Source organism: Microbacterium sp. 22179, from assembly GCF_052045715.1.
Taxonomy (GTDB): Bacteria; Actinomycetota; Actinomycetes; order Actinomycetales; family Microbacteriaceae; genus Microbacterium; species Microbacterium galbinum.
The window spans coordinates 1-17,081 of the sequence record NZ_JBQEPJ010000006.1 but is presented as its reverse complement, the minus strand read 5'-3'; the positions used below and the strand labels follow the sequence as shown (position 1 = coordinate 17,081).

General features: G+C 68.0%; 17 protein-coding genes and 1 tRNA gene. 12 read left to right on the top strand and 6 right to left on the bottom strand.

Features of this window, described 5'->3' with window-relative positions:
• The first annotated feature begins 10 nt into the window (after nucleotides 1-10).
• Nucleotides 11-1,543: a leucyl aminopeptidase gene (locus ACTJKK_RS13425; RefSeq protein ID WP_440748375.1), complete on the top strand. Its 1,533-nt coding sequence runs from the start codon at nucleotides 11-13 to the stop codon at nucleotides 1,541-1,543.
• 47 nt (nucleotides 1,544-1,590) lie between these two features.
• On the opposite strand, the gene ACTJKK_RS13420 is transcribed toward ACTJKK_RS13425, so the two are convergent.
• The 3 genes from ACTJKK_RS13420 to ACTJKK_RS13410 are packed head-to-tail and all read right to left on the bottom strand — an operon-like array spanning nucleotide 1,591 to nucleotide 4,593.
• Entirely contained in the window at nucleotides 1,591-2,973 is a 1,383-nt protein-coding gene (locus tag ACTJKK_RS13420) for a M14 family zinc carboxypeptidase (protein ID WP_440748374.1), read from the bottom strand.
• 11 nt (nucleotides 2,974-2,984) lie between these two features.
• A complete protein-coding gene (locus ACTJKK_RS13415; protein ID WP_440748373.1) occupies nucleotides 2,985-3,899 on the bottom strand; it encodes an ornithine cyclodeaminase family protein in 915 nt (304 codons plus the stop codon).
• Nucleotides 3,889-4,593: a GntR family transcriptional regulator gene (locus ACTJKK_RS13410; protein ID WP_440748372.1), complete on the bottom strand. Its 705-nt coding sequence runs from the start codon at nucleotides 4,591-4,593 to the stop codon at nucleotides 3,889-3,891. Before ACTJKK_RS13410 ends, ACTJKK_RS13415 begins: the two co-directional genes overlap by 11 nt.
• Nucleotides 4,594-4,784: 191 nt before the next feature.
• On the opposite strand from ACTJKK_RS13410, the gene ACTJKK_RS13405 reads away from it, so the two are divergent.
• From ACTJKK_RS13405 to ACTJKK_RS13380, 6 genes are all read left to right on the top strand, one after another.
• The gene (locus ACTJKK_RS13405) at nucleotides 4,785-6,344 is read left to right on the top strand and encodes an ABC transporter substrate-binding protein (protein ID WP_440748371.1); all 1,560 of its coding nucleotides are present in this window, start codon (nucleotides 4,785-4,787) and stop codon (nucleotides 6,342-6,344) included.
• Nucleotides 6,345-6,416: 72 nt separating this feature from the next.
• A complete protein-coding gene (locus tag ACTJKK_RS13400) occupies nucleotides 6,417-7,367 on the top strand; it encodes an ABC transporter permease (RefSeq protein ID WP_440748370.1) in 951 nt (316 codons plus the stop codon).
• Entirely contained in the window at nucleotides 7,364-8,227 is an 864-nt protein-coding gene (locus ACTJKK_RS13395; RefSeq protein WP_440748369.1) for an ABC transporter permease, read from the top strand. The genes ACTJKK_RS13400 and ACTJKK_RS13395 overlap by 4 nt, the downstream gene beginning before the upstream one ends.
• Entirely contained in the window at nucleotides 8,224-10,053 is a 1,830-nt protein-coding gene (locus ACTJKK_RS13390) for an ABC transporter ATP-binding protein (RefSeq protein ID WP_440748368.1), read from the top strand. Before ACTJKK_RS13395 ends, ACTJKK_RS13390 begins: the two co-directional genes overlap by 4 nt.
• Complete coding sequence (locus ACTJKK_RS13385) at nucleotides 10,050-11,339, top strand: aconitase X (protein WP_440748367.1); 1,290 nt, start codon at nucleotides 10,050-10,052, stop codon at nucleotides 11,337-11,339. The genes ACTJKK_RS13390 and ACTJKK_RS13385 overlap by 4 nt, the downstream gene beginning before the upstream one ends.
• Nucleotides 11,336-11,758, top strand: coding sequence for an aconitase X swivel domain-containing protein (locus ACTJKK_RS13380; protein WP_440748366.1), 423 nt, complete (start codon nucleotides 11,336-11,338; stop codon nucleotides 11,756-11,758). The genes ACTJKK_RS13385 and ACTJKK_RS13380 overlap by 4 nt, the downstream gene beginning before the upstream one ends.
• A 290-nt stretch (nucleotides 11,759-12,048) precedes the next feature.
• On the opposite strand, the gene ACTJKK_RS13375 is transcribed toward ACTJKK_RS13380, so the two are convergent.
• Entirely contained in the window at nucleotides 12,049-12,276 is a 228-nt protein-coding gene (locus tag ACTJKK_RS13375) for a hypothetical protein (protein ID WP_440748365.1), read from the bottom strand.
• A gap of 144 nt (nucleotides 12,277-12,420) precedes the next feature.
• A complete protein-coding gene (locus ACTJKK_RS13370) occupies nucleotides 12,421-12,816 on the bottom strand; it encodes a cupin domain-containing protein (RefSeq protein WP_440748364.1) in 396 nt (131 codons plus the stop codon).
• A 68-nt stretch (nucleotides 12,817-12,884) separates the two neighbouring features.
• Between ACTJKK_RS13370 and ACTJKK_RS13365 the strand changes: the two genes are divergently transcribed.
• On the top strand, nucleotides 12,885-13,472 hold the full coding sequence (locus tag ACTJKK_RS13365; protein ID WP_440748363.1) for a hypothetical protein: 588 nt from the start codon (nucleotides 12,885-12,887) through the stop codon (nucleotides 13,470-13,472).
• A 233-nt stretch (nucleotides 13,473-13,705) separates the two neighbouring features.
• Here ACTJKK_RS13365 and ACTJKK_RS13360 read toward each other — a convergent pair.
• Nucleotides 13,706-13,778: transfer RNA gene (locus ACTJKK_RS13360), tRNA-Ala, on the bottom strand.
• Between the two features lie 155 nt (nucleotides 13,779-13,933).
• Between ACTJKK_RS13360 and ACTJKK_RS13355 the strand changes: the two genes are divergently transcribed.
• Genes ACTJKK_RS13355 through ACTJKK_RS13340 form a run of 4 tightly spaced genes read left to right on the top strand, consistent with a single transcriptional unit; the run spans nucleotide 13,934 to nucleotide 16,979 of the window.
• Nucleotides 13,934-14,995: an NAD(P)-binding domain-containing protein gene (locus ACTJKK_RS13355; protein WP_440748362.1), complete on the top strand. Its 1,062-nt coding sequence runs from the start codon at nucleotides 13,934-13,936 to the stop codon at nucleotides 14,993-14,995.
• 4 nt (nucleotides 14,996-14,999) lie between these two features.
• Nucleotides 15,000-15,791 carry a hypothetical protein gene (locus ACTJKK_RS13350; protein ID WP_440748361.1) on the top strand — a complete coding sequence of 264 codons (792 nt, stop codon included), beginning with the start codon at nucleotides 15,000-15,002 and terminating at the stop codon, nucleotides 15,789-15,791.
• Nucleotides 15,788-16,315 carry a hypothetical protein gene (locus tag ACTJKK_RS13345; protein WP_440748360.1) on the top strand — a complete coding sequence of 176 codons (528 nt, stop codon included), beginning with the start codon at nucleotides 15,788-15,790 and terminating at the stop codon, nucleotides 16,313-16,315. The genes ACTJKK_RS13350 and ACTJKK_RS13345 overlap by 4 nt, the downstream gene beginning before the upstream one ends.
• Before the next feature lie 10 nt (nucleotides 16,316-16,325).
• The gene (locus ACTJKK_RS13340) at nucleotides 16,326-16,979 is read left to right on the top strand and encodes an NAD(P)H-binding protein (protein WP_440748359.1); all 654 of its coding nucleotides are present in this window, start codon (nucleotides 16,326-16,328) and stop codon (nucleotides 16,977-16,979) included.
• The last annotated feature ends 102 nt before the right edge of the window (nucleotides 16,980-17,081 follow it).

The following is a 17,081-nucleotide window of genomic DNA, read 5'->3' as shown; positions in this document are numbered from 1 at the left end:
TCGGAGCACGATGACCTCGCTTCTCGACATCCTCGCCGAGGCTGACCGCCTGCCGACCGTGAGTCTCGCGAAGGACTCCCCACCCGCCGGACTGTGGAGCGTCGTGATCGGAGTCCATTCCGACTGGGCCCGACCGGCCATCGTCGATCCGCACGCGCAACTCGATCCGGAGACACGCCGAGCCGTCGAGGTTTCGCTCGACGTGCTGTCCGTGGACTGGCACGGCTCTGCCGTGATCCTGGCGGCACCGGCGAGCAGCCCGTATGACTTCATCACCCTGACCGGCCTCGATGACGCCGACCCGACTGCCGACTCGACCGTTCGTCTGCGTCGAGCCGCCGGGTCCGCTGCCCGTGCGTCCGAGCGGATCACCGATCTCACGTTCGCGCTTCCCGTCGAGTCCGCCGCCGACGTGCGCGCCGTCGTCGAGGGTGCCCTGCTCGGTGGGTACTCCTACCCGGGGGTGCACGGTTCGCAGCCCGACACCGCCACGACGCGCACCGTCGAGATCGACGTGCTGGGCGGCGACGCGCATGCCGGTCAAGGCGACGTCACCGCCGCGGTCGAAGCCGCCAGGGCGACGAGGCTCTCGCGCACCCTCGTCGATCTGCCGCCCAACCTGCTGTATCCGTCGTCCTTCGCGCGCGTGGCCGCGCATCTGGCCCGCGATGCCGGCATCGACGTCGAGATCAAAGACGCCGACGCCCTCCGCGCGGAGGGCTTCGGGGGACTGATCGGGGTCGGACAGGGAAGCGAGCACGAGCCCGCTCTCGTGCGCGTCGACTATGTGCCGGACGAGCCCGCGCGCGGGCATCTCGCCTTCGTCGGCAAGGGGATCACCTACGACGCGGGCGGCATCAACCTCAAGCTGTCCCAGCAGGACTACATGAACTTCGACATGTCGGGCGCAGCCGCGGTGCTGGCTGCGGCACTCGCGTGCGCGCGTCTTCGGGTGCCGGTGCGGGTCACCGCGTGGATGGCGCTGGCGGAGAACGTCCCGTCCGGGACATCTCAGCGTCCGAGCGATGTGCTCACCCTTCGCGATGGGACGACCGTCGAGGTCCGCGACACCGATGCCGAGGGTCGCCTGGTGCTGGCCGATGCGCTCGTCGCGGCGATCGCGGAGCACCCCGACGTTGTCGTCGACATCGCCACGCTCACCGGCGCACAGCAGATCGCGCTCGGTGACCGAGTGACCGGTCTGATGTCCAACGACGACGACCTGGCGTCGGAGCTCGACGGTGCCGCGACCTCGGCGGACGAGAGGCTGTGGCGGATGCCGCTGCCGGTCGATCTGGCCGACGGACTGCGTTCCCGGGTCGCCGACATCGCGAACAAGGCAGACCGCCCTGGTGGGATGCTCACGGCCGCACTCTTCCTCGAGCACATCGTCTCGCGGGCCGAGTCGGTGCCGCGCTGGGCGCACCTGGACATCTGCGGTCCGGCGATCAACCGCAAGAAGCCCTACGGATTCACGCCGCTGGGAGGCACGGGTGTGGGCGCGCGGACTCTTCTCGCACTGGCCCAGCACACCGCGGAATGACCCGAAGGTTCGTTCTCGCACCCTGACGCCGTCAGTCTGTGACGCCGTCAGTCTGCGACGTCGGCGTGGCGGCGCGCGATCTCGTCGGCCACGACCAGGATCGAGCCGAGCTGCTGCCCCACCATCGCTCTGACCGGCAGTGCGTGGGTCTCGACGCGGCTGCTCCGGCGCAGCCATCCCTCGATGAGGTCGGTCACCTCGGCGGCCGCTGAGCGCACGGCGGGGTCCGCGAGGCCTGCGTCGACCTGCGCCTGGAGGGCGCGACGGAACATGCCGCCGTAGCGCAGGATGAATCCGCGCACACGTGTCTCCCGACTCACCGTCTCTGCCACCGTGGCGAGTCGATCGGGTGACGACGAGCCTGCGCGAACGCCGTCGGCCGCAGCATCGGCGACGAGGAAGGGAAGGAAGGCCGCGGATGCGCGCCAGAACGGAGAGTCGACGGACATCGAGGGCTGCACTCGCACGCGGAGCTCGTCGAGGCGCGAGGCGACGGACCCCAACTGGTCGGCGGTGCGCTCGATCATGGCGGCGTGCGATTCGTCGGTCTCCGCCGTCGAGGGAGCGGTCGGGCTCCAGTAGGGCACTTCCGGGATGAGGGTGACCGCGCCGCGGGCGGCGGCGTACTCCACGGATTGCGAACCGAGGAAGCCCTGGGTGGGGTCCTGACCGGCGGCCTCCGCGGCCTCGTACCCGACCTCGAACCGCGGAGCGAGGAACACTCCGGGGGACAGCCGGGTGAGGTGCGGGGACTCCGCCTCGCCGCGGTCGACGATGACGCCGGCCGTCTCCGACACGCGATGCAGGTCATCGAGCAGCTGTGCATCCCAGTGCGAGACGTACCAGTACGCGCCGCCGGTCTCCGAGTTGTGAAGGCTCACATACAGTTCGGGTCGGATGTCGTCGATGACGCGTGCGAGTGCCTGCGTCTCGGGCAGCATCCGGTCGAAGAAGGCGCGCTTGTAGTCGGTCGGGAACGTCCACTCCGGCTGCTCGTCGGGGGCGGGCCGGAAGAACCCGCGCACGTAGGAGTCGAAGTCGCCCGGGCGATCGAACCAGGTCTCGTTGAGACGCGTTCCGTCGGGGTCGAGGTTGTGGACGAAGTGCCAGGTGTAGTCGTACCGGGCTCGGAAACGCGCATCCTCGACGACGAGTCGGGCGAGATGGGCCGCGGTGCGGAACCCCGTGACCTCGTTGGGATGGACACCTGCGACGACGACCGCGTCGCGGGATCCGGCGCCGACCGTGGTCAGCAGGAGCGCTTCGCCGAGTCGCGAGGTGCCGACGCGTCGAGTGCGGGCGCTCGACGGATGCCGCCGTGCCAGGTCGGCGAATCCGTCGTCGATCTCGTCGACCCCGAGAAAGCGGTCGTCGGTGTCGACGGCGGTGATCCAGCCGGCGACGTCATCGAAGTGGTGCGGGGTCGTCATCGTCTCTGCTCCTATGCTCTCGTCGCGGACTGCTGTGCGATCGCGGACGCAGCGGCCCAATCCTGGATCGCGAGACCGACCGATTTGAAGATGGTGCGGGCTGCGCGAGAGCCGGCGTCGGCGTCGAGGCGCGCTCCCAGCTCACTCACCGCGTCTTCGTGCAGATGACCGGAGGTGAGCGCGGGCATCAGATCGCCGGCCTCCTCGCGGATGGCGTCCCAACTGTCGATCACGACGTCGGCGCCGGTGAAGGCGTCGGCGGGCAGCTCCCGCATGTCGAGGCGATAGGAGCCGACCGCGTTGATGTGGATGCGCGGCGGGAGGTCGGCCGCATCGAAGACGGGCGTCGTCGACGATGTCACACACGTGAGGACGTCGGTGTCGCGGAGGGCTGCGGCCAGATCGTTCACCGTCACCACGAGCACCTCGGGATGCTCCTCCCGCAACCGTGCCACGAGGGCTGCGGCGCGAGAAGGCGTGCGCGCGCTGATGCGCACCTCACGGATCGGGCGGACGGCGAGAACCGCGGCCACCTGACGATACGCCTGGGCGCCTGCGCCGATGATCGTCATCACCGAGGCATCCGGCGCGGCCAGCAACGCGGTCGCGACCCCGCTCGCAGCCCCGGTACGGATGGCGGTGATCTCGGCGGCATCGAACACCATCTCCCCGCGGGGAGCCGTCCACACGATGACGCCGGAGATCGCGGGATCGCGGGAGGGCTCGATGCGCAGCACCTTGACGACTGCGGTGCTGCTCGGGCGATGATGCACCGGCATGGTCAGGATGCGCCCGCCGTCGAAGGCGACCCGCACCGGGAGGTCGAAGTCGCCGCGATGGAACCCGATGAAGGCCTCACGCACGGCGTCGATGACGGTGGTCAGGGCGACAGGAACCCCCCGTTCGACCACGGCGTCATGCGTCATGGGTCGGGTCGCCCTCGTCGAGCCCCGCCCAGAGGCCCCGGACGTGTCGGATGTGCATGGACATGATGTCGGCGGCGCGGTCGGCATCACCGGCAGCCATCGCCTCGATGAGGTCGTCGTGCTCCTGCAGCGAGCGCTCGAACGTGACCGTCTCGGCGATCGTGTCGAGCCCCAGGAGTCGGCTGCGATCGCGCAGCGTCCCGACCAGCGAGACGAGTTCCTGGTTGCCGAGCTCGGCCAGCAGTCCGAGGTGGAACTCGCGGTCGGTGGCGACGAACGAGGCCCAGTCTCGCGCCATGGCGTAGCCACGGGTGCGCATGCACCGCTCGCGGTGCGGTTCGTAGTCCTGGATCATGTGGTTCTCGGTGATCGAGCGGATGGCGGGGATCTCGAGAAGAGCGCGGACCTCGTTGATCTGATCGAGTTCCTCCGGCGTGGGGCGGCGGACGATGAAGCCCCGATTGCGCCGCATCTCCACCAGGCCGTCCTTGGCGAGATCGTGGAGGGCCTCGCGGACAGGGGTGATCGAGACCTTCAGACGCTCTGCCACAGAGCCGATGGAGAGCAGGGTGCCCGCCTCCAGCCGCCCCGACACGATCTGCGAGCGGAGGATCGCGGCTGCTTGGGAGCGATAGCTCTGCTGCTGCACCTCGGTGCCCGCCGTTGCATCCGACCAATCCAGTGTCGTCGCCACCCTGTCCTCCAAGATCGTATGAGGCCGTGATTTAGTGAGGCCTTACGTTCGGAACGCTATCACGTACTCACGGCGCGCAACCGGTCGGCTGAATATTTCGTGCTCGTGAACCGCTATTACGTCCTTGTAACGCTCGACATTCTTCCGAAAAAAGAGTGAGGTATTACACCCAGTCGTGTTAGCGTCTGCTCATGACAACCTCAATGCCCGCCCGAAGGGCCTCCGCCGTCGCCGCGCTCGGCATCGTCGCCGCGCTCGCTCTCACCAGCTGCTCAGGGGCGTCGTCGACCTCGTCCGCCGACACCGATCTGACCTGGGCCACCGTGTCCGCTCCGCAGAGCCTGGACAACACGAAGGCGATCTCCGCTGTCTCGTACACGGTGCAGGCCGCTGCGCTGGAGACACTCCTGCATGTCAACGGCGACGGCGAGCTCGAACCGTGGCTCGCCGAGTCGTGGACCACGTCCGACGACAAGACGTTCGTCTTCACCCTCCGCGACGACGTCACGTTCTGGAACGGCGACCCGCTCACCGCCGAGGACGTCGCCTATTCGCTCACCAGACTGGCCCAAGACTCTTCCCTCACCAGCTACAACTTCGTCTCCTTCGAACAGGCCACGGCGACCGGCGACAACGAGGTCACCGTCACCCTGAGCGCGGTGGACCCCCTGTTCCTGCCGGTGGCGGTCGCATCGAACGGCTTCATCGTCCAGCAGGCCTTCGCCGAGGAGGCGGGCGACGCCCTCGGTGACCCCGAGGTCCTCACGATGGGCACCGGCCCCTATCAGGTGGAGTCCTTCTCGAAGACGGGCGATACGGTGCTCGCCCGCTACGACGACTACTGGGGCGATGCTCCGTCAGCCGACAGCGTCACATTCACCACGATCACAGACCCCGAGACGATGCGCATCGCTCTGACCCAAGGGCAGGTGGACGGCACCTTCGACGCCCGTCTCGCCGACGCCGAACGGTACTCCTCGGAGAACGCGGTGACCACGACGCTCGCTCCGGGCCTCTCCATGGAGTACCTGTCGCTCGATGTCCGCGAGGCGCCGTTCGACGACATCCACCTGCGCAAGGCGATCGCATACGCGGTCTCGAAGGACGATCTCGTCACCGCGCAGCTCAAGGGCAACGGTCAGCCGGCAGACGTCGTCATGACACGCCCTCAGCTCGAGGCGATGTTCGGTGAGGACGGAACCGAACTGACCGATCAGATCGAGACCTACGACAACGACATCGACGCCGCGAAGGAAGAGCTGGCGCAGTCCGCGTACCCGGACGGCCTCACGATCGACGCGACCTTCGCCGAGTACGACTCCGTCGTCTTCCAGGTCCTCCAGGCCGACCTCGCCGAGATCGGCATCACCCTGAACGGATCGTCCGTGACCGCCGAGCAGTTCTACGACGAGACCAGCCAGATCGACCAGCCGCAGGGGCTTCGGCTGATCTACACCGGCTATGGATCGCTGGACCCATGGGAGTCCCTTCGCGGTCTGTTCGCCGAAGCGAACACCGCCGGTTACTCCAGTGCGGTCGGCACGGAGAACCTCGCCACCCTGGCATCGACCCTCGACGAGGACGAGCGGAAGGCGGCAGTCGTGGCGATCTCGCAGGATCTGGCCGAGAATGTGCCGTACATCCCGTTGTACACCGAGCAGAAGCTGCTCGTGCTGGGCAACGACTGGACCTATGAGGACTTCGCGCCGCGCGGAGCGGACTGGATCCATCGCATCGCCGCCGATCAGTGATCGAAAGAGCGGGACGCATCGGCGTCCCGCTCTTTCACCGCCCCGAATCCGATGTACGCGAAGGAAGTCAGCGTGGCACTCTATCTCCTCAGGAAACTCGGTCAGACCGCGGCACTGCTGATCCTGGTGTCGGTGCTCGTCTTCGCGCTCCTGTATCTGGCGCCGGGCTCCGTCGAGCGGACCCTGCTGCAGGGCCAGCCGGCGACTCCCGAGACCATCGCGGCGATCCGTGAGCAGTTCCATCTCGACGACCCCTTCCTCGCCCAGTACTGGCGATGGGTGAGCGGTGCGATCACCGGCGACTTCGGCTCGTCCATCGTGGAGCGCCAGCCCGTCACGACGGTCATCGGCGGGCGCCTCGAGATCTCGGCCACCCTCGCCCTCATGTCGATCGTGCTTGTGCTCCTCACAGCGATCCCGCTCGGAATGATCGCCGGTCTCCGACAGGGCAGAGCGGCCGATGCCCTCATCAGCGGGATGGCCGTCACCTTTCTGGCGGCTCCCGTGTACGCCACGGCCACGATCCTCCTCTACGTCTTCGGGATCGCCCTCGGGCTGTTCCCCGTGTTCGGAGCCGGCAACGGATTCGCCGATCGTCTCTGGCATCTGCTTCTGCCGGCGATCACGCTCGCGATCGCGCAGTTCGCCGTGGTCGCGCGCCAGATGCGCGCGAGCGTGCTCGGAGTCGAGAGCGCCGACTACGTCACCTTCGCGCGTGCGAGAGGGCTCGCTCGCGCGAGGATCCTCGTCGCCTACACCTTCCGCAACAGCATGCTGCCGGTTCTGACGGTCACGGGGCTGCTGCTCGCAGGAAGCCTCGGCGGCGTCGTCTTCATCGAGAACATCTTCTCCATCCCTGGGCTCGGGTCCCTGCTGGTCGAATCGATCCAGTCGAAGGACATGCCGGTGGTGCAGGCGGTGGCGATCCTCCTCGCGACGATCATCTTCGTCTTCAACTTCATCATCGACATCATGTACGCCGTCGTCGATCCCCGCATCCGCATGGCAGGAGGTCAGCGATGACCACGCAGCGCATCGTCACCCAGCTGGCCAAGGAGCGCGCTCGCCGCCCCAGGATCACGGCCGTCACCGTCGCCTGCCTCGTCGTCCTGATCGTCGCAGGGGTGTGCGCGGCGATCGGCCCGATGATCGCACCGCTGGATCCCACAGCACAGGACATCGCGCTGGGAGCGACGGCATCCAGCGCGGCCCATCTGCTCGGCACCGACGGCCTCGGACGCGACGTGCTATCGAGACTGATCGCGGGCAGTCAGACCGCCATCGTCGGCGCGATCGTAGTGGCGATCGGCGCGACCCTGATCGGAACAGTCGTCGGCCTCGTCGCCGGATTCCGCGGGGGGATGCTCGACAGCTTCCTGATGCGCACCACCGATCTGGTGTGGGCGTTCCCCTCGCTGTTGACCACGCTCGTCGTCGTCGGCGTGTTCGAGGGCGGCTACTGGGTCGCGGTGGCGATGTTCACCCTGTTCGGCTGGCCGATCGAGGCGCGTCTCGTGCGCAGCGTCACCCTCGTCCAGCGCACGCTCCCCTACGTGGAGGCGGCACGCACGCTCGACGTGAGCGAATCGGTGATCGTCTTCCGACACGTCCTGCCCAACGTCATGCCCACCGTGGTGGCGAACCTGCTCCTCGGCTTCGTCGGCGCGCTCGTCGGATTGTCCGGTCTGTCGTTCCTGGGCCTCGGCGTGCCGCCAGGCGTGCCCGACTGGGGGCTCATGATCAACGAGAACCGCTCGATACTCGACCTCAACATCTGGGGGTCGCTGGCCCCATCCCTCGCCCTGATCCTCGTCGGCCTCGCGGCCACACTCGCAGCGGATCGATGGTACGGCAAGGTGTCGACGAACGGAGGAGCACGATGACCATCGGACTCGACGCAGAGGTGTGCGCGGAGATACGCGGGCTCTCGCTCTCGTTCGAACGCGACGGCGTGCAGGTGCCGCTCACCTTCGACACCGACATCACCCTCTATCGCGGTGAGACCCTGTGCCTGGTGGGGGAGTCGGGAAGCGGCAAGTCGATCACCGTGCGGACCCTGGCTGGCCTCGTGCCGCCCGGTGTCACGGCGACCGGTTCGGTGCGCGTGGGAGGTCTCGAGCTGATCGGCGCGCCGGAGCGTGTGGTGGCGGGCATCCGTGGCAGGACGGTGGCACTCCTGATGCAGGATCCGTTCACGATCCTGAACCCGCTCCAGACGATCCGCACGCATCTCGTGGAGTCGCTGCCGCCGGAGCGGCGTCGCGCACGTGACCTCGACGATGTCGTTCGACGGATGCTCGAGGAGGTGCAGATCACCGATGAGACCGTCCTCGCGCGGTACCCCTTCCAGCTGTCCGGGGGCATGCGCCAGCGCATCGCGCTCGCGGCCGCCCTGGCTCAGGATCCCGAGATCCTCATCGCAGACGAACCCACGACCGCACTCGACGCGACGACCCAGAGGGCGGTGCTCGATTTGATCCGCCGCATACAGGCAGAGCGGGGGATGTCGGTCGTCCTCGTCACACACGACCTGCAGCTGGGCTTCACGTACAGCGATCGCGTCATGGTGATGTACGCCGGGAACATCCTCGAGACGGCCAGCGGCGAGGCGCTGCGCGAAGGGTCGGCGCACCCGTACACCGAGGGCCTCCTGAGATCCATCCCCAGCAGTCGGGAGCGACTGACCGTTCTGGAGAGCATCCCCGGCTCCATCGTCCCCGCTCGCGACACCGTCGGGCACTGCGCGTTCTCGAACCGGTGTCGTTGGGCGGCTCCCGAATGCCTGGTGGCCTCTCCGCCGCTGCACGAGATCGGGAAGGACCACGCGACGGCCTGTGTGCGCATCGAGGAGATCCGTGCGGAGGTTCTCTCGGAGACACCTGCGGAGACGGAGCTGGTGGTACCGCCGAACTCCGCTCTCGTCGCGGCGCGCTCGAACGCCCCTGCGCTGGTGATCGACTCACTGAGCAAGACGTTCGGCACGTCGCGACGCCCGGGTCAGCGCGCAGTGGTCGACGCATCCCTGGTCGTCGAGCGGGGCGAGAGCGTGGGAATCATCGGTGAGTCAGGCTCTGGCAAGACCACTCTCGCGCGGTGCGTTCTCGGTCTCGAGTCTCCGTCGTCGGGTCGCATCGTCGTCGGCGGCAGGGACGCGACCTCGTACGCGGCGATGAGTCGCGCCGATCGCCATGCGGTCCGCCGAGCGGTGCAGTGCGTGTTCCAAGACCCGTACACATCATTGAACCCCGCGCACAGCATCGGCAGCACCCTCAGAGAAGCGCTCTCGAAGTCGACCTCCGACATCACCCTCACCGTCGCCGAGATGCTCGAGCTCGTGCGGCTGCCCGCTTCCTACGCGACCAGGCGTCCGAGTGCACTGTCCGGCGGTGAACGTCAGCGGGTCGCGATCGCGCGCGCGCTCGCGGTCAAGCCCGACCTCATCGTGTGCGACGAACCGGTGGCCTCCCTCGACGTCAGTGTGCAGGCCCAGATCCTGGGGGTGCTTCGCGCGGCGAACGAAGAGCTCGGCACCTCATTGCTCTTCATCACGCACGACCTCGGAGTAGTGCGTCAGGTGACCGAGAAGGTCGTGGTGATGCTGAAGGGTGAGATCGTCGAGCGCGGCGACACGGCGACGGTCCTGGACGCCCCGAGCCACTCGTACACCCGGCGGCTCGTCGCCGCCACCGACTTCGACAGTGCGGCATGAGCGGAGCGGACACGCTGCAACTGACTCCGGACGAGTCGGCGATGCTCGCGGGCGCCGACGGCGCTGCCGTCGCGCTGGCGATGAGAGTCGTCGTGCAGCTGGCGAGGACGCTGCAGGCACCGAGACTGGTCCCCGTCGCCTCGGCGCACATCGACTCCGCGTTGTATCACGGACGGGTCAGTCTCGACTTCGCCGACCGATTGGTCGATCTGGGGGCGCGGGTGCGCGTGCCCACCACGCTGAACGTCGGATCGATGGATCTGCTGCATCCGCACTACGTCCGCACCGACACCGCGCATGAGAGAGAGGTCGCTGACGGCGGACGATCCCTGATGTCGGCGTACGTCGCCATGGGGTGCACGGCGAGCTGGACGTGTGCGCCGTACCAGCTGCCGGGCCGCCCGTCATTCGGCGAGCACATCGCCTGGGCCGAGTCCAACGCGATCGTCTTCGCGAACAGCGTGTTGGGCGCACGCACCGATCGATACGGCGACTTCCTTGACATCGCTGCGGCGATCACCGGTCGTGCGCCCTTCTCAGGCCTGCACACGACCGCCGCGCGTCGGGGGCAGGTCGTGATCGACTGCACGGCCCTCTCTGCCGAGACCGTCGCCGCGGAGGCCTTCTGGCCGACCCTCGGCTATCTCGCCGGCGGGCTGAGCGGCACGCGCAATCCGGTCTTCACCGGCCTCCCCGCAGACACGGGCGAGGATCGGCTCAAGGCCCTCGGCGCAGCCGCGGCATCGGCGGGCGGCGTGGGCCTCTTCCATGTGGTCGGTCGCACGCCGGAGGCGCCGACCCTGCACGCGGCGCTGCAGGGGGCGGCGCCGGAGGAGGTGCACGTGCTCGACGAGGCGATGCTCAGGTCGGCGCGGCGCGATCTGTCGACCTTCGACGACGGCGCGATCGATGCGGTGAGCATCGGCACGCCCCATGCATCCTTCGACGAGCTGACACAGCTCGCGGAGCTCCTCGAGGAAGGGCCGCCGATCCACCCCGATGTCGACTTCTTCGTGTCGACCGGGCGGGCGCAGCTCGCGTTCGCCGAGGAGACCGGAGCCGCGGGGATCCTCCGCGCCGCGGGTGTGCGAGTGGTCGTGGACACCTGCACGTATGTCACGGCGATGCTCGCGCCTTCCGTGCGTCGCGTGCTCACGAACTCCGGCAAATGGGCGCACTATGCGCCGGCGAACATCGGCGTCGACGTCATGCTCGTCTCGATGCGGGAGTGCGTGGATTCCGCTCGCACCGGTCGAGTGGTGCTCGAAGGCGGGGCAGCCGGATGACCGCGGTGCTCCTCGAGGGGCGCGGCACCGGGCCGCTGTTGCGCCTGCAGGCTCCCCTCTCCTTCTGGGGCGGAGTGGGTCACGACGGTACCGTCGTCGACGTGCATCATCCCGATCGGGGGAGAAGCCTCTCGGGGGTCGTCCTCGCGATGGACGCGGGGCGCGGGTCCAGCTCTTCGTCGAGCGTGCTCGCGGAGCTGATCCGCGCGGGGGTCGGCCCGTGCGCGATCCTTCTCGCGAGTCGCGATGCGATCGTCGTGACCGGGGCTCTCGTCGCCGCCGAGCTCTACGACGTGCGGGTCCCGGTGGTGCTGGTGCCGCCCGCCGCGCAGGCAGGGTTGGCAGGCAGGCTCACCGTTGACACGAGCCAGGACCCGATCGTCAGAACAAGCGGCGATGCCTCTTCGCTCCGCTCATGAGGTCTGATGGCGCGCACTGCCCTTGTTCGTAGAGCGGAAACGCTGTGGACTCTAAGGCTGTCCGATGGATCCGCCACAAAATACTCTGGTCGGCTGAGGTGCGCTTCCAATCCGCCGGATCTGACATCTCGCACGCGCTCGGCGGGCGGATCGACGGAGTAATGCGAACACGTGCAGCGGCCGCGACGCGACTCACGTCGATTAAGGACGAGGGTTGAGAGTGCCGGTCTCAGACGAAAAGGTGGCTGCGTCCAGTGTGCGCGGCCACCTTCTCGGTCTCTACATACAGCTCAGGCCGAAGTTGTCACCGTGACTGGCGCATCCTCGTAGTACCGGACGCTGGTGAAGAGACCGTCGTCGATTTCCACGAGGCAGACACCCTCCAGCGTCGACCGGTTGCCTTCGTTGTCCTGCAACCGCGCGCGGAACTCGAACACCGCGGACAGTTCGCCGTGGCTCCGCTCGGCGAGAATCTCGATCTCGAGGCTCGGATACGAGCTGTAGAAGTCCTCCGTCATCGCTCGGATCGCGGCGTGGCCCTGCTCGGCAGGGCCGCCCGCGGGGGTGGAAGGTGGCGTCGGGATGGAAGTGCGCCAAGAGCGCGTCGAGATCCTTGCGGCACTCGGCGTCCCAGGCGGATTCCTGGAGTTCTCGGACAGTGGTCATGATGTCTCTCCTGTTTTGCGTGTGGGGGTTGCTGCGGTCCAGATCGTGTAGACCTTCCGCACCGTCTCTCGGATGTCCCAGGTGCCACGCCAGCCGTCTGGAGCGACGAGCGCCACCCCCGGACGGATATCGTGGACAGCGCCGTCGGCAGTCGTGATCGTTCCGATGCCGGCGATGAAGTGCATGAGCTCCGTGTCGCCGGTCCGCGCGGATTCGAAGCGCCCGGGGGTGCACTCCCAGACTCTGCTGCGACCGCCTGCATCGCTGTGCAGCACTTCGAAAAACTCGACCGGCTCACCGGCGAGAGCGGGCGATCGCCTACGGCTCGTCGTCAGAGCGATCGTCGCCGGCGACGCCTCGTAGACGATGCTCGGCACGCTGGAGGTGCTCATGCGGCGGTGCGCCCGCGCGGGCCGAGAGCGGCGACGCGCGGACCGACTTCGCACTCGAGCAGTTCGAGGTGGCGTCGGTACGGCTCGGGTTCCTGGCTGAAGTCGAACGTGAAAGAGAGGAGCGCTCCGACGCCGCCGAGCTCGTCGTTGAATCGCGTGATCTTGTCGACGACGGTGTCCGGGGCGATCTTCGTCCGTCATCGGTCCCGGTCGGTTTGGTCGCTGGCCTTGGACTCGAGCCTCACCGCATCATGGGGCTGACGGAACTTCTTGAGCCCGATCAGGTCTGGGCTTTCATCGCCTCGAGTGACGATTCTCGGTTCCAACACGATGCCCGTAGCGTTAACCAACTCACCCTTGAAGACCCGCACACGTCGGCAGTTACCTACGAGATCCGGTCGATCGCAGAAACGTATCTAGCCTTGGACTCGCTGGTCTTCGCCGCTTCCCCTCAGAGGCGACTCGTTCTGGCGCCATCGGGTCCCAAGATGTTCTCATTGGTTTGCATGCTGGTCGCCGCATCACAGCCGGACCTTCGGCCGGCCGTATGGAGAGTTGGTCCTGCGTCAGCTTCCAGCGCGACGCCGCTCGAAGCAGCCGGTGACGTGGTTGCTGCCGAGGTCAATTTTCGCGCCTCCGCAATCGACGGCGGCTAGAGCTCCGGTGCAGCATTGCTGAGGCGAGTTGTCGGGCAAGTCGGAAACTGAAGTGCCATTGGTGATCCTCGCGTCCCGACGTGTCCCGGCACATCTCGGCGGTGCCCGAGGGGTGTCGGTTCGGAGTTCGCTGCCGTGAATCCGGGCAGACACTCGCGAGAATGCCCTCATTTCTCGGGGTCCCCTACGTGCGAAAATACAAGAAAACCCGCGATCTCTCGCGGGTTTCATTGTGGACCTGAGGGGACTCGAACCCCTGACCCCCTGCATGCCATGCAGGTGCGCTACCAGCTGCGCCACAGGCCCAGAATCGCTCCGGACTGACCGGGGCAACTCGAAAAGCGTACTACAGGTCGCGAGGTCAACACCAATCGGCGCGAGCCGCCCGGGCGCGTCGTGATGCGGAACAGGTGCGAGAGCCCCGAGGGAACAACGGCGGGTGCCCGCACGTTCACGTCAGCGTGAGCATCCTCGACAGCATCGTGATCGGCGCGGGTCAGGCCGGACTCTCGGCGTCGTACCACCTGACGCGGCTCGGCATCTCGCACGTGGTGCTCGATTCCGACGCCGAGCCGGGCGGAGCCTGGCAGCACCGATGGGATGCCCTGACGATGCGCGACGTGCACGGGGTCGCGGAGCTCCCGGGTGACACTCCGCCGCCGCGCGACGGCCAGCGCGCCAACGTCGTCGTCCCCGCCTACTTCGCAGCCTACGAGCGCGCCCATGTCCTTCCGATCATCCGCCCCGTCACCGTCGATCGCGTGGACGACGAGGACGGCGCGCTCGTGACACGCGCAGGGGAGCGGGAGTGGCGCTCGCGCACCCTGGTGAATGCGACCGGCACGTGGACCCATCCGTTCCTGCCGCACTACGCGGGCATGGAGACGTTCCTCGGCGAGCAGCTGCACACGATCGATTACCCCGGTCCTGAGCACTTCCGAGGGAAGCGCGTTCTCGTGGTCGGGGGAGGGGCGTCCGCTGTCCAGTTCCTCGGCGCGCTCGCCCCGATCACCGACACCCTCTGGGTGACGCGGCGCGAGCCGGTCTGGCGCACCGACGACTTCACGCCCGAGGCGGGCGCGGCAGCGGTCGCTCTCGTCGAGCAGCGCGTCGCGCAGGGGCTGCCGCCGCAGAGCGTCGTGAGCGTCACCGGGCTCATGCTCCGCGAACAGGAGCGAGAAGCCGAGCGCCTGGGGGCATACTCTGCACGGCGACCCATGTTCACGCGGATCGAACCCGACGGCGTGCGCTGGGCCGACGGATCGTTCGAGCGCGTCGACGTGATCCTCTGGGCGACGGGGTTCCGGCCCGCGATCGGTCACCTCGCCCCGCTGCACCTGCGCAGCGCCGCGGGAGGCATCCAGCTCGATCGTGGCGGACGGGGAACGACGGCCGTCGCCGATCCCCGGATCCAGCTCGTGGGTTACGGGCCCTCGGCGAGCACGATCGGGGCGAACCGTGCAGGGCGCTCTGCCGCGACCGGAGTGCGGCGAGCGCTGGCGAACGTTCCCTCGATACGCTGAAGGCATGCTTCGCCTCGCACTGCTGATCGTTTGGTTGCTGCTCACCGCCTGGCTGGTGATCTGGACGGGCGAGGGGCTCTTCGGAATCGATCAGCGGCAGTCGATACTCCCTTTCGGGGGCGACAGCCTGGGTGCCCCGATCATGATCGGCGTGGCCTGGGGGCTTCTTCTCACCTTCGGGGGAATGATGCTCGGCCCGACCCGCCGACGACTCGCACGCGCGGGTGACGCACGGATCGGTATCGGACGCATCGTCGAGGTCGAGACCACGGGAACGACCATCAACGACGCGCCTCAGTACGACATCTTCCTCCGCGTGACCCCGACCGATGGCGACGACTTCGTGGCACAGCTGCGCACCCTCGTGCCGCTCGCCGACGTGGGGGCGCTGCAGGTCGGACAACCGCTCGCGGTGCGGTACCGGCCCGGCGACCACGACGCCCTCGAACTCGTGGATCCGTCCGATCCGGCGGTGAGCGAGGCGTTGCTGCAGTGGCGCATCGACCGAGGACTGATCGACCCTGGCCAGGTGCGGGCGCGCACGACCGGTACGCAGGTTCCGGCATCCGTTCTCGAGATCCGGCCCACCGGGCGCCGTCGCGAAGGCCAGTCCGAACTCGCGCTGCGGGTGCTGCTCGCGCCCGAGGGAGGGGAGACCTGGGAGGCCGACACCACAGTGTTCGTGTACCCGCAGGCGATCCCGCATCTGCAGGTCGGCGCCCCGATCTGGGCGTTCTATCGCCGGGAGGATCCGCAGACCGTGGCCGTGACGATCGAGAAGGAGGCCGGGCGATGAACCCCCTCGACACCCTGTTCTGGCTGCTGAACTTCCCCGCGTCCCACGCGTACGCGATGGTCTTCATCGCCGGCTTCTCGATCCTCGGACTGTTCGCGATCTCGACGAAGCGCACGAGCCCGGGTGCGGCGCTGCGCCGTGTGCGGGAACGCGAGGGCCTCCTCCCGGAGGGTGGCGCGATGCGCCGCGATATCGGAGGAACGACCATGCGCGTGCTGTTCCGCATCCTCGGCTTCGTGATGCTCGCGAACCTCATCATCGGCATCCTGAGCCTGACCGGTGTGCCGGTCACGCGCGCGTACATCTACGACAACGGCCGCCCGACCGTGGGAACGCTCGACGGCGACTGGGTCACCTTCACCACGGGCGACGGGGTGGAGTACACCCTCGAGAGCAACTTCTTCAGCCCGGCCGTCTTCCCCGACCGTGACGCGTACATACCGGGCGGTCAGGGTGTGGTCGTACGCTACCTTCCGAGCCATCCGCAAGCTTTCGTGATCGACAGCTCTCAGCTGCCGGAGTGAGGAGAATCGCATGTCCCGCATCATCGTCTTCGGAGGGCACGGTCATATCGCCCTGCTGCTCGCCCCGCTCCTGGTCGCCCGCGGCGACGAGGTGACCGCCGTCATCCGCAACCCCCAGCACATCGCCGATGTCGAGGCCACGGGCGCGCGTCCGCTCGTCGCCGACATCGAGTCGCTCGATGTCGCGGGGATCGCCGATCTGATCCGCGGTCACGACGCGGTCGTCTGGTCGGCCGGCGCCGGTGGGGGAGACGCGCAGCGCACCTATGCGGTCGACCGCGATGCCGCGATCCGCTCGATGGACGCGGCCGAGGTCGCGCAAGTCCGCCGCTACGTGATGGTGTCGTGGATCGGCTCGACCGCCGACCACGGCGTGCCCGAGAGCGACGGCTTCTTCGCCTACGCCGATGCGAAGTGGGCGGCCGACGAGCACCTGCGCTCCACCGATCTCGACGGCACGATCCTCGGCCCCGGCACCCTCACGTTCGACGACCCGACCGGCCGCATCGTGCTCGACCCCGAGGGCAAGGGCGAAGTGTCGCGTGCGGATGTCGCCGCGGTCATCGCTGCCGCGCTCGTCGAGCCGTCGACGTTCGGGCGCACCATCCGGTTCGGCAACGGTTCGGCCGACGCCGCCCTGCCCATCGCCGAGGCTTTGAGCTGATCGGATGAGAGCGCTGCGTCGCTGGATGTTCGCGACCGTCGCCGCCCTCGCGGTGGCGGCGGGGGGGGGGGGCGAGGGGAGGGAGGGGGGGGCGAAGGGCGG